The organism is Nocardioides sp. NPDC057577 (assembly GCF_042801335.1).
GTDB lineage: Bacteria > Actinomycetota > Actinomycetes > Propionibacteriales > Nocardioidaceae > Nocardioides.
In genome coordinates this window covers 36442-54513 of record NZ_JBHVGB010000011.1, presented here as the reverse complement: position 1 = coordinate 54513, position 18072 = coordinate 36442, and the positions used below count along the sequence as shown (strand labels likewise).

Sequence of the window (18072 nt, the reverse complement as noted above, 5' to 3'; positions counted from 1 at the left end):
ATCGAGGGGTTGCTGCGTACGAGCCCTAGCCGCCGTGGCCCGTGGGGGCCAGGAGACGCTCGAGCTCGTCCTCCTTCTCGGTGGGCACGACGAAGAGGAGCTCGTCGCCCTGCTCGAGAGGCTGCTCGGGAGTGGGTACGTAGACCTGGCCGTCCCGCAGCAGCGTGACCAGCGCGCAGTTCTCCGGGAACGGCACCAGGCCGGTGGGCTTGCCGACGTAGGGCGAGTCGGCGGGCAGGGTGATCTCGACCAGGTTGGCCTGGCCCTGCCGGAAGGTGAACAGGCGCACCAGGTCGCCGACGGTGACGGCCTCCTCGACCAGCGCGGACATGATCCGCGGGGTGGAGACGTTGACGTCGACGCCCCAGGCCTCGGTGAAGAGCCACTCGTTGTTGGGGTGGTTGACCCGGCCCACGGTGCGGGGCACGCCGAACTCGGTCTTGGCCAGCAGCGAGCAGACCAGGTTGGCCTTGTCGTCACCGGTCGCGGCGATCACCACGTCACAGTTGTCGAGCCTGGCCTCCTCGAGCGAGGAGAGCTCGCAGGCGTCGGCGAGGAGCCACTCCGCGTCCGCGACCCGCTCGGGCTTGATCGAGCCCGGGTTCTTGTCGATGAGGAGCACCTCGTGGCCGTTGGTGATCAGCTCACGGGCGATGGACCGGCCGACGGCCCCGGCCCCGGCGATAGCAACTCTCATCGTCAGTCTTCCTCGGGGCCGTTCTTGATCGTCTTGTACGCCTGCGCGGTGTTCTCCTCGCGCATGACGATGTGGAGCACGTCGCCCTCCTGGATCACGCTCTCGAGGACCGGGAGGACGCCCTCACCGAGCCGGTCGATCCAGGCGATGCGGCTGTTGGACTGGCGCTGGAACTTGATGGTCCGCTGGCCGACCCAGGACTCGGGCATGATCACTTGGTCGATGCGGATGTTGCCCGACATGTCGCGGAAGTCGGGCTCGGCGCCGGCCGGAAGGAGCCGGCGGAGCACCTGGTCGGCGGTCCACTTCACGGTCGCCACGGTGCTGATCCCGAGACGCTGGTAGACCTCCGCGCGGCCGGGGTCGTAGATGCGGGCGACCACCTGCTGGATGCCGAACTCCTCGCGCGCCACCCGGGCGGAGATGATGTTGGAGTTGTCACCGCTGGAGACCGCCGCGAACGCCTCGGCCCGCTTGATGCCGGCCTTGAGCAGGACCTCGCGGTCGAATCCCATCCCGGCGACCTTGTCACCGTTGAACCCTGGCCCGAGCCGCCGGAACGCCTCGGAGTTCTGGTCGATGACCGAGACCGTGTGGTTGCGGTCCTCGAGGCTCCTGGCCAGGGTCGAGCCGACGCGGCCACAGCCCATGATCACTACGTGCACCGTGTCATGATTGCACTCGCCGGGGCCGCGCGTCGCCTACGCCCTCGAAGTTGGCGTGTTCGGGTGCGTGTGGCGATCCGGAAGCGCGCGGTAGCGGCGATGTGCCGTAGCGTCTGCGGTTGTGGGTGTCGGTGATGTCTCCAAGCGGATCCTGATCGGTCGCAAGCTTCGAAGCTCTCAGCTGGGCGAGACGCTGCTGCCGAAGCGCATCGCGCTACCGGTTTTCGCCAGCGACGCGCTCTCCTCGGTGGCCTACGCGCCCGACGAGATCTTCATCATGCTGGCGGTGGCGGGAGCCTCCGCCTATGCCTGGTCCTGGAAGATCGGCCTGGTCGTCGCTCTGGTGATGCTGACCGTGGTCACCTCCTACCGGCAGACGGTGCACGCCTATCCGAGCGGCGGTGGCGACTACGAGGTCGCGACGGTCAACCTGGGGCGTAAGGCGGGCGTGACCGTGGCCAGCGCCCTGCTGGTCGACTACGTGCTGACGGTGGCGGTCTCGATCTCCAACGCCGCTCAGTACGCCGCCAGCGCGATCCCCGGCCTGATCGGCCACGAGGTCCTGGTCGCGTCGATCGCGATCGTGCTGCTCACCGCGATGAACCTGCGCGGCGTACGCGAGTCCGGGACGTTCTTCGCGGTCCCGACCTACCTGTTCATGTTCGCCATCCTCGGCATGGGTGTCTACGGGCTGGTGCTGCTGGCGAGCGGCAACCTGCCGCTGGCCGAGAGCGCTGCCCTGGACATCCGGCCCGAGGAGGGTTGGGAGGGCACGCTCAACCAGGTGGCAATGATCTTCCTGCTCGCCCGTGCGTTCTCGTCCGGATGTGCGGCGCTGACGGGTGTGGAGGCGATCTCCAACGGCGTACCCGCCTTCCAGCGGCCGAAGAGCAAGAACGCCGCCACCACGCTGCTGCTGCTCGGCCTGATCGCGATCACGATGATGATGAGCATCATCGTGCTGGCCAACCAGATGAGCATCCGCTACGTCGACCCGCACGCTCTCGAGAACCTCCGCACCGCCGCCGGCGACGCCGTGCCGGCCGGCTACGAGCAGCACCCGGTGATCTCCCAGATCGCGGCCGGGGTCTTCAACGACTTCCCGGCGGGCTTCTACTTCGTCATCACCGTCACCGGGATCATCCTGGTTCTCGCCGCCAACACCGCGTTCAACGGCTTCCCGGTCCTCGGTTCGATCCTGGCGAAGGACGGCTACGCACCCCGGTCCCTGGGGGCGCGTGGCGACCGGCTCGCCTACAGCAACGGCATCGTCTTCCTGGCCGTGCTGGCGATCGCTCTGATCATCATCTTCGAGGCGCAGACCACCAAGCTGATCCAGCTCTACATCGTCGGCGTCTTCGTCTCCTTCAACCTCAGCCAGCTGGGCATGATCCGCCACTGGACCCGTCACCTGGCCACCGAGCGGGACCCGAGCGAGCGGCGCCGGATGCAGCGTTCGCGAGCGATCAACACCTTCGGTCTCGGGATGACCTCGGTCGTGCTGGTGATCGTGCTGATCACCAAGTTCCTCGCCGGCGCCTGGATCACCATCTTGGCGATGGCCTTCTTCTACCTGGTCATGCTGGGGATCAGGCGCCACTACGACAACGTCGCCCGCGAGTTGGCCGCCGACGAGCAGGACAAGGTCATGCCGACCCGGGTCCACGCCATCGTGCTGGTCTCCAAGCTCCACAAGCCGACTCTGCGGGCGCTGGCCTTCGCCCAGGCGACCCGACCCAACGCCCTCGAGGCCGTCACGGTCTCGACCACCGACTCCGACACCGCCGAGCTGCTCAAGCAGTGGGACGAGCGCAACCTGCCGATGCCGCTGAAGGTGCTCCACTCGCCCTACCGCGAGCTGATCCGCCCGGTCGTCGAGTACGCCTCGGCGATCCGTGACGCCAACCCACGTGGCGTCGTGGCCGTCTACATCCCCGAGTACGTCGTCGGCCGCTGGTGGGAGCAGCTGCTCCACAACCAGACCGCGCTGCGGCTCAAGGGCCGGCTGTTGTTCACCCCGGGCGTCATGGTCATCTCGGTGCCCTACCAGCTCGCCTCCGGCAAGGAGCGCGCCGAGGAGCTGCGCGAGGACTACTGGCTCGCGCCCGGCCTGCGCCGTGGAAGCGGCCGGCGATGAGCGGCCCCCGTCGTCCGGCCCCGCGCGGCCGGCGGCCGCGCCCGAAGGCGGCCAAGGGCGAGTCCTACGTCGGGCGACGCTTCGAGGTCGAGGTCGGCCCGGTCGCGCACGGCGGCCACTTCGTCGCGCGGGTGCCTTTCGAAGACGCCTCCCGCGTCGTCTTCGTACGCCACGCGCTGCCCGGCGAGCAGGTGGTCGTCGAGATCACCGAGGGAACTGCCGGTGACCGGTTCTGGCGCGGGGACGCGGTCTCGGTGCTCTCTGCCGCACCGGAACGGGTCGTTCCGCCGTGTCCCTACGCCGGCCCGGGCCTCTGCGGCGGCTGCGACTTCCAGCACGTCTCCTTGTCCGGCCAGCGCGAGCTGAAGGCGGCGGTGCTGCGCGAGCAGCTGGTCCGCCTGGGTGGCCTGTCCGCCGATGACCCGCTGGTCGCGGACCTGGTCGTGGAGGACGTACCCGGCGACGAGGAGGGGCTGCGCTGGCGGACCCGTCAGCGCTACGCGACCGCCCCCGGTGGCGGCCGAGGCATGCGGAAGTATCGCTCCCATGACGTCATCCCCGTCGAAGACTGCCTGATCGCCACCACCGACGCCCGCGAGCCGGGTGCCGGGACGGTCGTGGAGCAGGTCGCCGTCGCGGGATCGGAGCACTCCTTCGAGGTCGCCGCGGACGGCTTCTGGCAGGTCCATCCCGGCGCGCCTGAGGCCCTGGTCTCCGCGGTGCTCTCCGCCCTCTCCCCGGCCCCGGGCGACACCGTTCTGGATCTCTATGCCGGCGTCGGTCTCTTCTCCGCCTTTCTCGCCGATCGCGTCGGTCCGACCGGGCGCGTCGTCGCGGTCGAGGGCGACCCGACCGCCTCCGCGCTCTCGGTGGGCAACGTCCCCTCCGCCGAGGTCGCCGCCGGTGACGTGGCGACGGTGCTGGGCCGCCTCGAGGAGGGCGCGTTCGACCTCGTCGTCCTCGACCCGCCCCGAGAGGGCGCCCGCCGGAAGGTCGTGGAGAGCGTCGTCGCCCGGTCACCTCGTGCGGTCGCGTATGTCGCCTGCGACCCCGCCGCGCTCGCCCGCGACGTCGCGATCTTCGCCGAGCACGGCTACCGGCTGCGTACGCTGCGCGCCTTCGACCTCTTTCCGATGACCCACCACGTCGAGGCCGTCGCGCTGCTCACGACGACCGACATCAGTACGACCGCACGAGGCCGCCGTCGACCCGAAGCTGCTCCCCGGTGATGTAGGAGGCGGCCGTCGACGCGAGGAACACGACGGCGGCGGCGAACTCCTCGGGGGTGCCGTACCGGCCCACCGGGATGCCGGCCTCGGCCGTACGCCGCACCTCGCTCGTGCTCGCTCCGGTCTTGTCGGCGCGAGCCTGATCGAGCGTGGCGACCCGGTCCGTGTCGATGCGGCCGGGCAGGACCATGTTGACCGTGACGCCGCTGCCCGCCACCTCGCCGGCCAGCGTCTTCAGGTAACCCGCCAGCGCGGCGCGACCGGTGTTGGACAGCGCCAGGTTGTCGAGGGGCTGCTGGATGCCGCTCGACCCGATCGCCACGATCCGGCCCCAGGCCCGCTGCCGCATGCCGGGCAGCACGGCACGTACGAGCCGGACCTGCTGCTGGACGAGCGTCAACATCGCCGCCTCCACCGCCTCCGGAGTGGCGTCGAGCGCCGAGCCGGCCGGCGGGCCACCGCTGTTGAGGACGAGCACCTCGACCGCGCCGAAGGCATCGGTGGCCTGCTCGACCAGCCGCTCCGCGGCACCGGTGACGGTGAGGTCGCACTCGATGCCGACGGCCGCCCCGGGTGAGGAGGCGAGCGCCTCGGCCTCGGCCGCCGCGAGCTCGGCCCGGCGCCCGGCGATGACGACGTTGGCGCCCTCCGCCGCGAAGGCCCGGGCGCTGGCGAGCCCGAGACCCGAGGTGGATCCAGGCACCAGCACGGTGCGTCCGGTGAGTCCGGTGTCCATGGTCAGCTCCGCTCTCGTGTCGTGCTTGTCGTGCTTGTCGTGGCAAGCAGCTCTCGCGCCGCGGCCAGGTGGTCCGGCGCCAGGCGTAGGAGCTCCTCGGGCGCGGTTGGGCTCGGCGGCCGCACCGCGCCCTCGGCGATGATGCCGCGCCTGGCCAGGATCTGCTTGCGCAAGGAGAGACCGATGCCGGGCTGTGCCTCGTAGTTGACCAGCGGCAGCCAGGGCGCGAAGGCCGCCCGGGCGGCGTCGTACCCTCCCTCGTGCCAGGCGTCGAGGGCTGCCCGCAACCCCTCGGGATGGGAGAACCCCGTCATCACGCCGGCGGCTCCGGCAGCGAGCTCGTCGATCAGCCCCACGCCGCCGAGTCCGCCGAAGACCGGGATGTCGGTGTGCGCACTCAGCCGCGCGATCGCGAGAGATGTGGGCGGTGCCTCGGACTTCACCGCCACCACGAACGGGCACGCCCTCACGGTCTCGAGCACCTGGGCGTCGGTCAACCGGACCCCGGATGCCACCGGGTAGTCCTGCAGGACGATGCCGGCGCCGACCTCGTCGTGGATCGTCCTCAGGTGGCGGACCAGCATCATCGGGTCGGGTGTGTTCGCCTGCACCATCACCGCGGCCAGCGCAGGCCCGGCGGCTGCAGCGGCCGTGCGCGCCTGCTCGACCGCGACGGCGGTCGTCCGCGCGGACAGTCCGACCGTCAGGGGGAGGCCGGGCGCTCGCTCGGCGACCGTGGAGACGACCGCGGCCTGCTCGGCCGAGTCGAGGGCGTTCCCTTCGCCGAAGACGCCGAGAGCGACCAGGCCCACAGCAGGAACGCGGAGGTAGAGGTCCACCTCGGCGCGCAGCGAGGCGAGGTCGACCGCGAGCCGGTCGCCGTGGAACGGCGTGGCCAGGATGCCCCAGAGGCCGGGGGAGAGGGGTGGGGGAGTCATCTGGATGTCCTTCCGTGATGGCGCCGCAGCGCCTCGTCGACCACGTGCTCGGCGATGGCGAGGGCGGAGGTTGCTCCGGGAGACGGTGCGTTGCGGACCAGCACCACCCGGTCGGTGCCGGTGATCACGAAGTCGTCGACGAGGTGGCCGGCGTCGTCCATCGCCTGGGCGCGGACCCCACGGCCGCCACGCCGGACCCCGGCGGGGTCGAGGTCGGGCACGTATCTGCGGGCCTCCTCGATGAACCGGCGGGAGCTCAGCGCGGTGCGGGACTCCCGGACCGCTGCGGTGACGTTTCGGGAGGCGAAGCGCCAGAAGCCGGGGAAGCCGACGGCATCGCGTACGTCGCGCGGGACGACCTTGCCCCGCTCGTAGGACTCGCGGCCGAGCGAGAGGAACGCGTTGGGGCCGAGCGTCAGGGTGCCGTCGGTCTTCGGGGTGACGTGGACGCCGAGGAACGGGTAGCGCGGGTCCGGCACCGGGTAGATCATCCCGCGCACCAGCGAGCGCTGACCGGCGTCGGCGACGAAGTAGTCGCCGTAGAACGGGACGATCCGCGGCTCACGGGGCTCGCCGACCAGGGCGGCGAGCCGGTCGCTCTGCAACCCGCCGCAGACGACGACCAGGTCGTAGTCGCCGTCCTCCCTCGTCGTCTCGACGCGTACGCCGTCGGTGCGCTCCGTCATGGCGGTCACCTCGTGACCGAGGAGCACCGAGCCGCCGGCGTCGAGGAGCTCGGCGGCGAGTGCCTCGGTCACCGCAGGGAAGTCGACGATCGCGGTCCGCGGCGAGTGGATCGCTCGCACCCCGGCGGCGTGCGGCTCGATGGCTCGCAGCTCGTCGGCCTCGACGACACGGACGCCCGGCACGCCGTTCGCGACCGCGCGCTTGTGCAGCGCGTCGAGACGTCCGGCCTCGTTCTCCGAGAGCGCCACCACGACCTTGCCGCACTCGTCGTAGGCGATCGTGTGCTCGCTGACGAACTCCTGCAGCAGATCGACACCTCGGCGGCACAGCCTCGCCTTGAGGCTGCCCGGTTCGTAGTAGAGGCCGGCGTGGACCACGCCGCTGTTGTGGCCGCTCTGATGCGCGGCCAGCTGGGTCTCCTTCTCGAGCAGGGTGACCGCGGCGTCGTGGCGGCGGGCCAAGTGCCGGGCGACGGCCGCGCCGATGATGCCGCCGCCGACCACGGCGACCCGGAGGCCCGTCACACCGCACGACCGGGGAGGCGCGGAGGTGGGCTCCGGTACGTCGCCGGGGTGGCCGACAGCGTGATCGGGTGTGCCACGGTCGGGACCGGGTCCCGACCGTCGCCGGGGATGTCGGCGACCGGTGCGAGGCCGAGCCGCTCGGCGAGGGCGAAGGCCTGGCCCAGGTCGTTGATCGGGCCGCACGGGACCCCCAGCTCCGACAGCACCGCGAACCAGTGGTCGGCCGGCTGCTCCCGCAGGACGTCCTCGAGCTCGGCCACCAGCACGGCACGGTGGGCCACCCGGTCGGCGTTCGTGGCGAAGCGTGGGTCCTCGGCCAGCTCCGGCCGGCCCAGACCTCTGGCGAACAGGGCGAAGAGCTTGTCGTTCGCCGCAGCGACGGCCAGCGGCCGGTCCGCGGTGGCGAGCAGCTCGTACGGCGCGATGCTGGGGTGTACGTTGCCGAGCGCCTGGGGCACCTGGCCGGTCGTGACGTAGGTGGATGCCTGGTTCGACAGCGCGGAGAGGAGCGAGGAGAGCAGGTTGACCTCGACCCGCTGTCCCTGCCCGGTGCGCTCCTTGTGGCGCAGGGCGGCCTGGATCCCGACGGTCGCGTGCAGGCCGGTGATCACGTCGACCAGCGCGACGCCGGCCTTGACCGGCCCGGACTCGGGCGTACCGGTCACCGACATCAGCCCGCCGACGGCCTGGGCCACCAGGTCGTAGCCGGGGAGCGAGGCCCCTTCGCGCGAGCCGAAGCCGGTGATCGAGCAGTAGACCAGCCCCGGGTGCTCCGCGGACAGGGCGGCGTATCCCAGGCCGAGTCGCTCCATCGTGCCGTCGCGGAAGTTCTCGACGAGGACGTCGCACCCGGCGACGAGGTCATGGGCCTCACGTCGGCCCTCCGCGGAGCGCAGGTCGATCGCACGCGACTCCTTGTTGCGGTTGACCGAGAGGAAGTACGTCGACTCGCCGTCCTCGGACCACGGCGGTCCCCACGAGCGGGTCTCGTCCCCGCCGTCCGGTCGCTCGACCTTGACCACCTCGGCACCCAGGTCGGCCAGCAGCATCGTGGCGTACGGAGCTGCCAGCACCCGGCTGAAGTCGGCGATGCGTACGCCGGTGAGTGCTCCTGGGGTCACCGGAAGGCCGCCTCTCCGGTCAGGGCGCGACCGATGACGAGCTGGTGGACCTCGCTCGTACCCTCGTAGGTCAGCACGGACTCGAGGTTGTTGGCGTGCCGCAGGACGGGGTGCTCGAGGGTGATGCCGGCCGCGCCGAGAATGGTCCGGCACTCGCGGGCGATGGCGATCGCCTCGCGCACGTTGTTGAGCTTGCCGAGCGAGATCTGCTCGGCCCGCAGCGAGCCGGCGTCCTTGAGACGGCCCAGGTGCAGGGCGAGCAGCATGCCCTTGCCGAGCTCCAGAGACATGTCGGCGAGCTTCGCCTGGGTCAGCTGGTAGGCCGCCAGCGGCTTGTCGAAGATGTCGCGGTCCTTCGAGTATGCGATCGCCGTCTCGAGGCTGTCGCGGGCAGCGCCCAGCGCGCCGAAGACGATCCCGTAGCGGGCCTCGTTGAGGCACGAGAGGGGCCCCGACAGGCCGGTGACCTCGGGCAGCGCCGCGTCGGCGGGGAGCCGGACGTCGTCGAGCACGAGCTCGGAGGTGACCGAGGCGCGCAGCGACATCTTCTTCTTGATCTCCGGCGCTGAGAAGCCCGGCGTGCCGGTGGGGACGACGAACCCGCGGATCCCGTCGTCGGTCTGTGCCCACACCACCGCCACTTCGGCCACCGAGCCGTTGGTGATCCACATCTTGTTGCCGGTCAACCGCCAGTCCGTCCCGTCCCGGACCGCGCGTGTCCGCATGCCGGCGGGGTTGGAGCCGAAGTCCGGCTCGGTCAGACCGAAGCAGCCGATGGCAGCGCCCGCGGCCATCCGGGGCAGCCACTCCTGCTTCTGCTCGTCGCTGCCGTGCCTCCAGATCGCGAACATCGCCAGCGACCCCTGGACGCTGACGAGGGAGCGGAGCCCCGAGTCGCCGGCCTCCAGCTCCAGGCAGGCCAGACCGTACGCCGTGGCGCTGGTGCCCGCGCAGCCGTAGCCGTCCAGGTGCATACCGAGCACGCCGAGCGCGCCGAGCTCCTTGGCCAGGTCGCGGGCCGGGATCGAGCCCGACTCGTACCAGTCGGCGATCTCCGGCCTGATCCGGTCCTCGACGAATCGCCGTACCGTGTCGCGGATCGCTCGATCCTCCTCGCCGATCAGCGAGTCGGTGTCGAACAGCTGGAGTGGGGTCTGTGTGGTGCGGGCGGTCACGGGGCGGTCTCTCCTTGAAAGGTGCTGGTCTCGTGTCGGTGCGGTGGACTCGGGGAGAAGGGTGGGTCGGCACAGCGCGGCTGTACCGACCCACCCAGCGGGCGGTCAGCCGAGGTCCGCCAGCGCGCGCTCGGAACCCGGGTGGAGCGGGATCGGGCCGGTCTCGGCCATGGTGGCGGGGTCGATCTCGTTGGCGGCCGGGTGGACCTGGACGAGCTTGTCCTTCTGCTCCACCAGCAGCGTGGTGAGGGCACAGGCCAGGTTCTCGGGCATGTCGTTCTTCACGACCAGCACGTTGGGCACGACGATGGTCGGGATGTCCTCGGCCAGCTCGTAGGTGTCGCCCGGGATGGACGTCTCCTCGTAGACCTCGTTGACCTCCTGCATCTTCGGCAGCAGCGGGGTGATGTCGATGAACTCGACCTTGTCGCCCATCGAGGTGAAGAGGTCGGTGATCGCCGGGGTGGGCAGGCCGCCGGACCACACGAGCCCGTCGATGGAGCCGTCCTTCATGCCGTCGACGGTCTTGGTCAGGTCCAGGCGCTGGGCCTTCACGTCGGAGACCTCGAGGCCGGCGGACTCGATCAGCCGGTTGGCGATGACCTCGGTGCCCGACTCGGGCGACCCGGTAGAGATCGCCTTGCCGGCGAAGTCCTCGACGGAGTCGATGTCGGCGTCCTTGCGGACGACCACGTGGGTGTAGTTGGAGTAGATCCGGCCCAGGGTCGAGACGTCTTGCGCCTTGTCGAAGTCGGCTTCGCCGTTGACCGCGTCGGCGGCGGAGTCCGCGAGCGAGAAGCCGACGTCGTAGTTGCCGGCGACGACCTGCTCGATGTTCTGCACCGAGGCACCGGTCTCCGCGGCGGTGGCCTTCAGCTTCGTCTCGTCGTTGATCACCTGGGCCATGCCGCCGCCGACCACGTAGTAGACGCCGGTGGAGTTTCCGGTGGCGATCGAGATGCGGCCCGTGCCGGCATCGCAGCTGCTCTCGTCTGCTCCGGAGCCTGCCTCCTGCCGGCTCTGCTGGCCGCCGCAGGCGGTCAGTACGAGGGCCGCGGCGACCGCGATCCCGGCGAGCGGGGTGATGCGCTTCATGGTGGTGCCTTTCTTGGGGGTTGGGGTCATGCGTACGTCGGGTCGGGGCTGGTGTGGTCTTGCTCGCCGGCCGTCGCGCCGGTCGCCTTGCGACGTATGAGATGGAGCACCAGTGCGATGGCGAGCAGGGCGAAGCCCAGCGCGATGGAGGTCGGGACCAGGTAGAGCAGCAGCAGTGCGGCGGGCAGGCACAGGGCGCGCTCGAGAAGGTTGGTCGGGCCGAGGATCCATCCGGTCGTGCAGATGGCGAGGGCGCCGACCGCGCATCCGGCCACCAGGAAGGTCCAGACGATGTCGATGAAGTCACCGCGGGCGAGAAGATGCGCGCCGTTGTCGGTGACCACGAAGGCGATCGGGGCCAGGAAGGCGGGAAGCGTGTACTTGCAGGCCTGCATCATCGTCGGGATGACCTTGCCGCCGGTGATGGCGGCCGACGCCACCGCGGCGAGCGCCGTCGGCGGGGACACCTCCGAGAGGACCGCGTAGTAGAAGATGAACATCGCCACCTGCGGGGCGTCCACGCCGAGCGAGATCAGTGCCGGGCCGATGATGACCCAGCTGAGGATGAACGACGCAGTCACGGGCACCGCGAGGCCGAGCAGCAGGATCGCGAACGCGGAGAACAGCGCCGAGAGCACCAGCAGAGACGCCTCGTTGAAGGACAGCAGCGAGGCCAGGTCGACCAGGACGGCGGACAGGACCTGGCCCAGGCCGGTCTTGGCGATGACCGATGTGATGACGCCCGCGGCGGCGCAGACCGCGATGACGGGCAACGCCGAGCGGATGCCGGAGCTCAGCGCGTCGTACACGCGGCGGGCGTAGTCCCGGAGCGACTCCCCGAGCTCCATCCGCTCCTGCTCGACGTCGTGGTCGTCGAAGCCGCTGACCACCGGGCGACGCGACAGCACCGCCTCGAGGAGTCCGAACAGCGCGGCGACGCCGGTGGCGTAGACGACGGCGCGGAACGGCGGGATGTCGATGGCGAGGAAGAACACGATCACGCCGAGGCTGATGAAGTGGTATCCGGAGCGGGCCAGCAGCTGCAGCGCGTTCCCGATGGCGAGGTCGACGCGATGCGCCCCGAACCGGCGGGCATCGATCTCGACGGCCAAGAAGATGCCGAGGTAGTAGAGGAGGGTCGGAACGATCGCCCAGACCAGTACGGATACGTAGGAGACCCCGAGATACTCGGCGATGATGAACGCCGCCGCTCCCATGGTCGGCGGCGACAGGATGGCGCCGATGCCGGATGCGGCCAGCATGCCTCCGGCTGCCTCCTTCGGGTAGCCGGCCCGGTTGAGGATCGGCCAGGCGAACGAGCCGAGGGTGACCGCGGTCGCCGTTCCCGAACCGGAGACGGTGCCGAGCAGGAACCCGGACGTGGCCACGGTGCGGCCAGGGGCCGACCCGGACCTGCGGAACAGGGAGAAGCTGAACTCCACGAAGAAGCGGCCGGCTCCCATGCGGTCGAGCACCGCACCGTAGATCGTGAACAGCACGATGTAGGTCGCCGCGACGTCGAGGGGTACGCCGAAGAAGCCCGAAGCCTCGTTGTAGAGCGCATTGATGATCTGATCGAGGTCGAGCCCGATGTGGCTGATGCTCCAGCCGATGGGCAGGTAGCCGCCGAAGTAGGCGTAGGCGAAGAAGACGGCGCAGACGGCCGGCAGAACCAGCCCCGTCGTCCGACGGGTGGCCTCGAGCACCAGCAGCAGCAACACGGTCCCGGCAGCCACGTCGAGCGGGAGCAGCGAGCCCTGACGGTCGAGGAACTCGCCGAACCCGCCGAGGCCGACGTCCGTCAGCGGGAACGGAAGCACCGGGTAGAGGCCCACGATCACGGCCGTGGCGGCGAGCAGCCAGTCGATGACACCGGGGTTGTCGGCATGGGTCTTCGCCGGATCGCGACGCCCCCGCATCCGGTAGGTCAGAAAGACCAGGGGCAGCGTCATGCCGAGGAAGAGGATCAGGTAGTACTGGCTGCCCAGATCGAGCGGGTCGAAGACCTGACGGAGCACGAACAGGGAGACCAGGAAGCACCACAGCCCGACGACGAGCTCCAGGCGCGGCGACAGGTTCCGGGACGGCTTCTCCTCGTCGTAGTCCGCGACGAGGCTGTCGACGTCGACCTGGGAGCCCGGTTGGGGGGTGGGGGTGGGGGCTGGCATGCTGCGTAACCTAGAAGTGTCGTGCGTCACACCTGCCGGTTCGGCCGCGAGACTTTACAGAGTTCTAACGTTGGCCGATCGAGCCCCTGGCGCGTGCGTCGGGCAAGCGAGGTGAGATGCGAGTCCTGCTCGTCGAGGACGACGACCGCGTCGTAGCGGCGCTGATGCCTGCCCTGCAACGCATCCACCTCCACGTACGCCGGGCCGGCACCGCAGCCGAGGCCCTGCAGCTCCTCGGGGGAGTGGATCTGATCCTGCTCGACATGGGGCTGCCCGACCAGGACGGGCTGGCCCTGTGCCGCCAGCTCCGGACCCGGGTCGACGTGCCGATCATCGCGGTGACGGCACGAAGGGACGAGCTCACCGTGGTCTCCGCTCTGCGCTCGGGCGTGGACGACTACGTCACCAAGCCCTACCGGCTCGCCGAGCTCCTCGCCCGGATCGATGCGGTCATGCGACGCGTGGGGCAGCGGTCGACCGAGCTGGTCGAGCACGTCGGTGACGTGCATCTCGACCACGGGTCGCGCCGGGTGACGGTGGCGGGGGAGGAGGTCGCCCTGACCCGCAAGGAGTTCGACCTGCTCTCCATGCTCGTGCAGGCCGCCGGAGACACCGTCACCCGGGAGACCCTGATGGAGGGGATCTGGGAGACAGCCTGGGTCGGTGCCTCGCGAACGCTCGACGTCCACGTGTCGGCGCTGCGCTCCAAGCTCGGTCGGCCGGGGTTGGTGGCAACGGTCCGTGGCGTGGGCTACCGAGTCACCACGTAGGAGTGACACGTGCGCCGCCGACTGCTCCTCGTGTCCCTGTCTCTGATCGGGTTGTTGCTCCTCGCGCTCATGGTGCCGCTGATCGCGACGTACGCCTCCGACCGCACGCAGGCCATGTTCGTGAGTCGGCTCGGCGACGTCACCCGGTTCGCGGTCGTGGCGGAGGATGCCCTCGAGTCAGGACTCGCCGAGGAGCTGAGCGTCGACCTCGAGCGCTACGTGGACGTCTACGGCGGGTCGGTGCTGGTCACCGACGCGGACCGTCAGGTCGTCGCGCAAGCGGGTGAGGAGACGGCTGGGGACGATCCCGAGGTGCAGGAGACCATCGACCGTGCGCTCTCGGGTGCCGGCTCACAACCACCCGCCACGGTCTGGCCCTGGAGCGGCGACGACGTCGTGATCGGGTCGCCGGTCGGCAGGGATGCCCAGGTGCTCGGAGCGGTCGTGGTCGTCGCTCCGACGAGCGCCGTCAAGAGCAGCGTCGCGAGCGGGCTCGCCTGGCTGGTGGCGGCTGGACTCGTGGTCGTGCTGCTGATGGTCTTCGGTGCCGTGGTGCCGTTCGTGGGCTGGATCCTCCGGCCGGTGGACGACCTCGAGCATGCGGCGAAGGACCTCGCCGACGGAGACCTGTCCTCCCGCGCCCACGAGCTGGGACCGCCCGAGCTGCGCCATCTCGCCCGATCCTTCAACGCGATGGTCGACAACGTCGAGATGTCCCAGCGCCAGCAGCGCGAGCTGGTCGCCGACGCGGCCCACCAGCTCGGCAACCCGCTCACCGCGTTACGGCTGCGCGTCGAGAACCTGGCCGCGACGGGGTCACCGGTCGCTGCGGTCGAACCCGTCCTGGAGGAGACGGACCGGCTCAGCAGCATCGTCGAGTCGCTGCTGAGGCTGAGCCAGATCGGCGCGCATCGGGTCGCGCCGGTGGAGGTCGATGTGGCTGAGATCGTGCGCGAGCGGTGTGCGATGTGGGAACCCGTCTTCACCAGCCTCCGTGTCGATCTACCCGACAGGGCCCTCGCGATGAGCTCGCCGGACGTCGTCGAGGTCGTCCTGGACTCGCTCCTGGACAACGCCGCCAAGTTCGCCCCGGACTCGCCGGTCGAGGTCACGGTGGCCGGTGGTGACGTCCCGGCAGAAAGGATCGAGGTGCGGGTCCGGGACCACGGTCAGGGACTCCATCCCGACGACGTCGCCAAGGTCGGTGCGCGATTCTTCCGGGGCAGACAGCACCAGAACGTACCCGGCACCGGTCTCGGCCTGGCGATCGTGCGGGCCCGCGTCGACGACCTGGGTGGGTCGATGGTCGTCTCGACGCCGAGCGACGGTGGCCTCGAGGTGGCGGTGGCGCTACCCGCCGCTACTGGCGACGCTCTCGGTAATATCGCTCCGCCCCCGGATGAAGGGGCAGGGGTGAGGTGAAGATCGCGGCTCCGAGGTTGGGTTGCCGCACCTGAGGCGAGATCCGGTCGACCCGGTCCTGCGCCTCGAACATCACGCGCGTCACCGCATAGGCGAGGTCCTCGTCGAGATCGGGGTGGACCACGAGGTAGTTCTTCACACTCACGGCGTCGACCGCACGGGGCAGGCCGTAGCTCGAGGTCGGCACCGGGCCCAGGGTGTATTCGGGTCCGTACGCCTCCGTCAGCTCGGGGAGCAACGTCCCCAGGTCGACCAGGCGGATGGGCACGCTCTCGGAGAGCTTGGTCACGGCGGTGTTGGGGATGCCGCTCACGAAGAAGAAGGCGTCCAGTCGCCCGCGACGGAGTCCGTCGGCCGACTGCTCCAGACTGTCGTCGGTGCCGGTGACCTCGTCCGACGCGATACCGGCAGCGGTGAGGATGCGCCCGGCAACCAGCCTCGTCCCCGACCCCCGGCTGCCGAGGCCGACGCGACGACCGCGGAGATGGGCCACCTCCTGCACCGGCGAGTCGGCCGTCACCACGAGGTGCACGAAGCTGTCGTAGGTCCGGGTCAAGGCGACCAGGTCGACCGGATCGGCGAACGGTCCGGTGCCCCGGATCGCGTCCGCGGCCGCGTCACCGAGCGCGAAGCCGATGTCGCTCGTGCCCTGGGCCACCTCGCGCAGGTTGATCAGCGAGGCGTTGGTGTTGTGAGCGGTGACGGTGACGCCGTCGAGGCGCTCCTCCAGGACGGCGGCCAGCGCGTTGCCGTAACGGTCGAAGACACCTCCTCGGTTGCCGGTGGCGATCGAGAGACTCGTCCCCGTCAGCTTGTCCCAGGACTGCCCGACACAGCCGCCGAGCGCCATGACGAGCGGACCACCCACCGCCCCCGCGAGCAACGCCCGGCGCGAGGTGAATGTCGTGCGGATCACGCCATCAGCATTTCACATCGAGCCTTCACCGGCGCACGCGAAGCGATCCAGCTCGTCCGATATCGGTTGCGCGGCTCGCCGATCGGCGTTGAGATGCTGCCGTGAGCGATGACCTGTGGGGCACCGGCCGGCTCGACCTGACGGCGTATCTGGAGCGGATCGGCGTGACCGAGCCGCCCGGCCCGTCGCGGGAGGCGCTGGAGGAGATCTACGACGCCCACCTGCGGACCTTCACCTTCGACAACATCGACGTGCTGCTCGACCAGCATCCAGGTGTCGGCCTGCCCGAGGTGCAGCAGAAGTTCGTGGGTCGGGGGAGGGGCGGCTACTGCTTCGAGCACGGGACGCTGTTCGCCGCGGTGCTGGACCGGCTGGGCTTCGCCGTCGAGCGCCGGCTTGCGCGGGTGGGCGCCGACCCGACCGCGGCGGGACGTACGCATCTGGTGGCCGTGGTCGAGCTGGACGGGGAGCGGCTGCTGGCCGATCCCGGGTTCGGGCTGAGCGTGTGGCGGCCGATCCCGCTGGTCGACGGCGCGGTCGACGAGGTCCGGGGAATCACCCACCGGGTGCGGTGGGGCGAGCACGGCTGGGCGCTGGAGCGGGCCAAGGACGACGGCTGGGAGCTGATGCACACCCACGACGAGGCGCTGGTCGTGCCGAGCGACGTCGCGCTCGGCCATCACTACACCAGTACCCACCCGACGGTGCACTTCCGTCACCGGCTGATCGTGACCGGGCTCCGCGAGGACCGACACCTCAGCCTCACCCACAACACCGTCACCATCCGCCGCGAGGGCGAGGAGACCGAGCACCGCGAGATCGGGCTCGACGAGGTGATGGCCTACGTCGAGGAGCTCGCGGTGCCGCTCACCGACGACGAGCGGGCTCGCCTGCGCGAGCGGCTGGGGGTGCTCGGCTAACGCTCGTCGACGACGATCCGCATCGCCATCGTCGGGTCGTCGGAGAGGTCGGTGATCAGCTGCCGGCGGTCCAGGACGGCCTCGTCCAGCTGCGGGCCGAGCGTGCCGAGCAGCTCGCCGGTCGTGGTGGCCGGCATCGCGTTGAGCACCCGCGGCGTACGCCGGCCGGAGTAGGGCACCACCCGGGCCAGCGCGCCGGCCACCGACCGGGTGGCTTCCGCGAACGGTGCCGTGATCGGGTCGGTGATGGGGCCGAGCCAGTCCGCGGCGCGCTCGGCCTCGGCGAGGGACGTGCGCGCCTTCAGGTCGGCGAGACGTACGTCCTCCAGCGCCCGCTCCAGGCGACGCTGCTCCAGGTGGGCGAGAGCGACCACGACGCCGGCGCCGAGCACACCGAGCAGGGCGAGGCTAGCGACCAGCATGGACCTTGACCTCCGCCACCACGCCCTCGTCGGCCAGCCGCTCGCGCAGCGAGTCGGCGGCTTGGTCGTAGACCATCTTGGAGAGCAGCGCCGGCCGCACCTTGTGCAGCATCGTGGCCGCCTTCGTCTGGGCCGAGGCGAGCTCGAGCGGGTTGAGGATGCGGATGCTGAGCAGCCTGTCCTCGGGCGGGAGCTCGGCGTAGGCGGTGCGCGGGGCCGAGATGTCGGCCTGCTCCAGTCGCCACAGCAGACCGATGGTCTCGGCACGCAGCGCCTTGTTGGCGCGCCGCAGGCGCCAGGCGACAGCGGCGGCGGCCACGGCGATCACCAGCGCCACGACGGCGATCAGGGTGCTCAAGGCTCTCCTCGAATCACTAGTGCCCGACGAGTAGCGGCCCGACGGGTGGCCCGGTCGGACCAATCATGGAGCATCCGAGGATCGCTGTCAGC

17 protein-coding genes are annotated in these 18072 nt (G+C 70.3%); 5 read left to right on the top strand and 12 right to left on the bottom strand.

The annotated features are described in order from the left end of the window. Nucleotides 1-25: 25 nt before the first annotated feature. The gene (locus ACFU7D_RS04100; protein WP_091041412.1) at nt 26-697 is read right to left on the bottom strand and encodes a TrkA family potassium uptake protein; all 672 of its coding nucleotides are present in this window, start codon (nt 695-697) and stop codon (nt 26-28) included. Between the two features lie 2 nt (nt 698-699). Then, nucleotides 700-1362, bottom strand: coding sequence for a potassium channel family protein (locus tag ACFU7D_RS04095; protein WP_378728373.1), 663 nt, complete (start codon nt 1360-1362; stop codon nt 700-702). A 121-nt stretch (nt 1363-1483) separates the two neighbouring features. Here ACFU7D_RS04095 and ACFU7D_RS04090 point away from each other — a divergent pair, with 121 nt between their 5' ends. Then, nucleotides 1484-3499: an APC family permease gene (locus ACFU7D_RS04090; protein WP_378863676.1), complete on the top strand. Its 2016-nt coding sequence runs from the start codon at nt 1484-1486 to the stop codon at nt 3497-3499. Then, on the top strand, nt 3496-4728 hold the full coding sequence (locus ACFU7D_RS04085; RefSeq protein ID WP_378863673.1) for a class I SAM-dependent RNA methyltransferase: 1233 nt from the start codon (nt 3496-3498) through the stop codon (nt 4726-4728). Before ACFU7D_RS04090 ends, ACFU7D_RS04085 begins: the two co-directional genes overlap by 4 nt. Here ACFU7D_RS04085 and ACFU7D_RS04080 read toward each other — a convergent pair. The 7 genes from ACFU7D_RS04080 to ACFU7D_RS04050 form a co-directional block, all read right to left on the bottom strand. Further along, nucleotides 4679-5464 (bottom strand): SDR family oxidoreductase, encoded by a 786-nt coding sequence (locus tag ACFU7D_RS04080; RefSeq protein WP_378863670.1) that lies wholly within the window; start codon nt 5462-5464, stop codon nt 4679-4681. The genes ACFU7D_RS04085 and ACFU7D_RS04080 overlap by 50 nt on opposite strands. A gap of 2 nt (nt 5465-5466) precedes the next feature. After that, nucleotides 5467-6402 carry a dihydrodipicolinate synthase family protein gene (locus tag ACFU7D_RS04075; RefSeq protein ID WP_378863667.1) on the bottom strand — a complete coding sequence of 312 codons (936 nt, stop codon included), beginning with the start codon at nt 6400-6402 and terminating at the stop codon, nt 5467-5469. Next, the gene (gene lhgO / locus ACFU7D_RS04070; protein ID WP_378863664.1) at nt 6399-7613 is read right to left on the bottom strand and encodes an L-2-hydroxyglutarate oxidase; all 1215 of its coding nucleotides are present in this window, start codon (nt 7611-7613) and stop codon (nt 6399-6401) included. The genes ACFU7D_RS04075 and lhgO overlap by 4 nt, the downstream gene beginning before the upstream one ends. Beyond that, a complete protein-coding gene (locus ACFU7D_RS04065; protein ID WP_378863661.1) occupies nt 7610-8734 on the bottom strand; it encodes a CaiB/BaiF CoA transferase family protein in 1125 nt (374 codons plus the stop codon). Before ACFU7D_RS04065 ends, lhgO begins: the two co-directional genes overlap by 4 nt. Next, nucleotides 8731-9909 carry an acyl-CoA dehydrogenase family protein gene (locus tag ACFU7D_RS04060; protein ID WP_378863658.1) on the bottom strand — a complete coding sequence of 393 codons (1179 nt, stop codon included), beginning with the start codon at nt 9907-9909 and terminating at the stop codon, nt 8731-8733. The genes ACFU7D_RS04065 and ACFU7D_RS04060 overlap by 4 nt, the downstream gene beginning before the upstream one ends. Nucleotides 9910-10014: 105 nt before the next feature. After that, complete coding sequence (locus ACFU7D_RS04055) at nt 10015-11004, bottom strand: TAXI family TRAP transporter solute-binding subunit (RefSeq protein WP_378863655.1); 990 nt, start codon at nt 11002-11004, stop codon at nt 10015-10017. A gap of 26 nt (nt 11005-11030) precedes the next feature. After that, the gene (locus tag ACFU7D_RS04050; RefSeq protein ID WP_378863652.1) at nt 11031-13172 is read right to left on the bottom strand and encodes a TRAP transporter permease; all 2142 of its coding nucleotides are present in this window, start codon (nt 13170-13172) and stop codon (nt 11031-11033) included. A 116-nt stretch (nt 13173-13288) separates the two neighbouring features. Between ACFU7D_RS04050 and ACFU7D_RS04045 the strand changes: the two genes are divergently transcribed. Continuing rightward, on the top strand, nt 13289-13942 hold the full coding sequence (locus tag ACFU7D_RS04045) for a response regulator transcription factor (protein ID WP_378728362.1): 654 nt from the start codon (nt 13289-13291) through the stop codon (nt 13940-13942). 9 nt (nt 13943-13951) lie between these two features. Then, on the top strand, nt 13952-15364 hold the full coding sequence (locus ACFU7D_RS04040; RefSeq protein ID WP_378863649.1) for an ATP-binding protein: 1413 nt from the start codon (nt 13952-13954) through the stop codon (nt 15362-15364). Here the strand turns inward: ACFU7D_RS04040 and ACFU7D_RS04035 are convergent. Further along, nucleotides 15303-16280, bottom strand: a complete 978-nt coding sequence (locus tag ACFU7D_RS04035) for a TAXI family TRAP transporter solute-binding subunit (RefSeq protein ID WP_378863646.1) — start codon at nt 16278-16280, stop codon at nt 15303-15305. The genes ACFU7D_RS04040 and ACFU7D_RS04035 overlap by 62 nt on opposite strands. Before the next feature lie 101 nt (nt 16281-16381). On the opposite strand from ACFU7D_RS04035, the gene ACFU7D_RS04030 reads away from it, so the two are divergent. Then, entirely contained in the window at nt 16382-17200 is an 819-nt protein-coding gene (locus tag ACFU7D_RS04030; protein ID WP_378863643.1) for an arylamine N-acetyltransferase, read from the top strand. Here ACFU7D_RS04030 and ACFU7D_RS04025 read toward each other — a convergent pair. Together ACFU7D_RS04025 and ACFU7D_RS04020 are read right to left on the bottom strand one after the other, a co-directional pair. Then, nucleotides 17197-17622: a hypothetical protein gene (locus ACFU7D_RS04025; protein WP_378863640.1), complete on the bottom strand. Its 426-nt coding sequence runs from the start codon at nt 17620-17622 to the stop codon at nt 17197-17199. The genes ACFU7D_RS04030 and ACFU7D_RS04025 overlap by 4 nt on opposite strands. Next, the gene (locus ACFU7D_RS04020) at nt 17609-17980 is read right to left on the bottom strand and encodes a hypothetical protein (RefSeq protein WP_378821394.1); all 372 of its coding nucleotides are present in this window, start codon (nt 17978-17980) and stop codon (nt 17609-17611) included. The genes ACFU7D_RS04025 and ACFU7D_RS04020 overlap by 14 nt, the downstream gene beginning before the upstream one ends. Between the last annotated feature and the right edge of the window lie 92 nt (nt 17981-18072).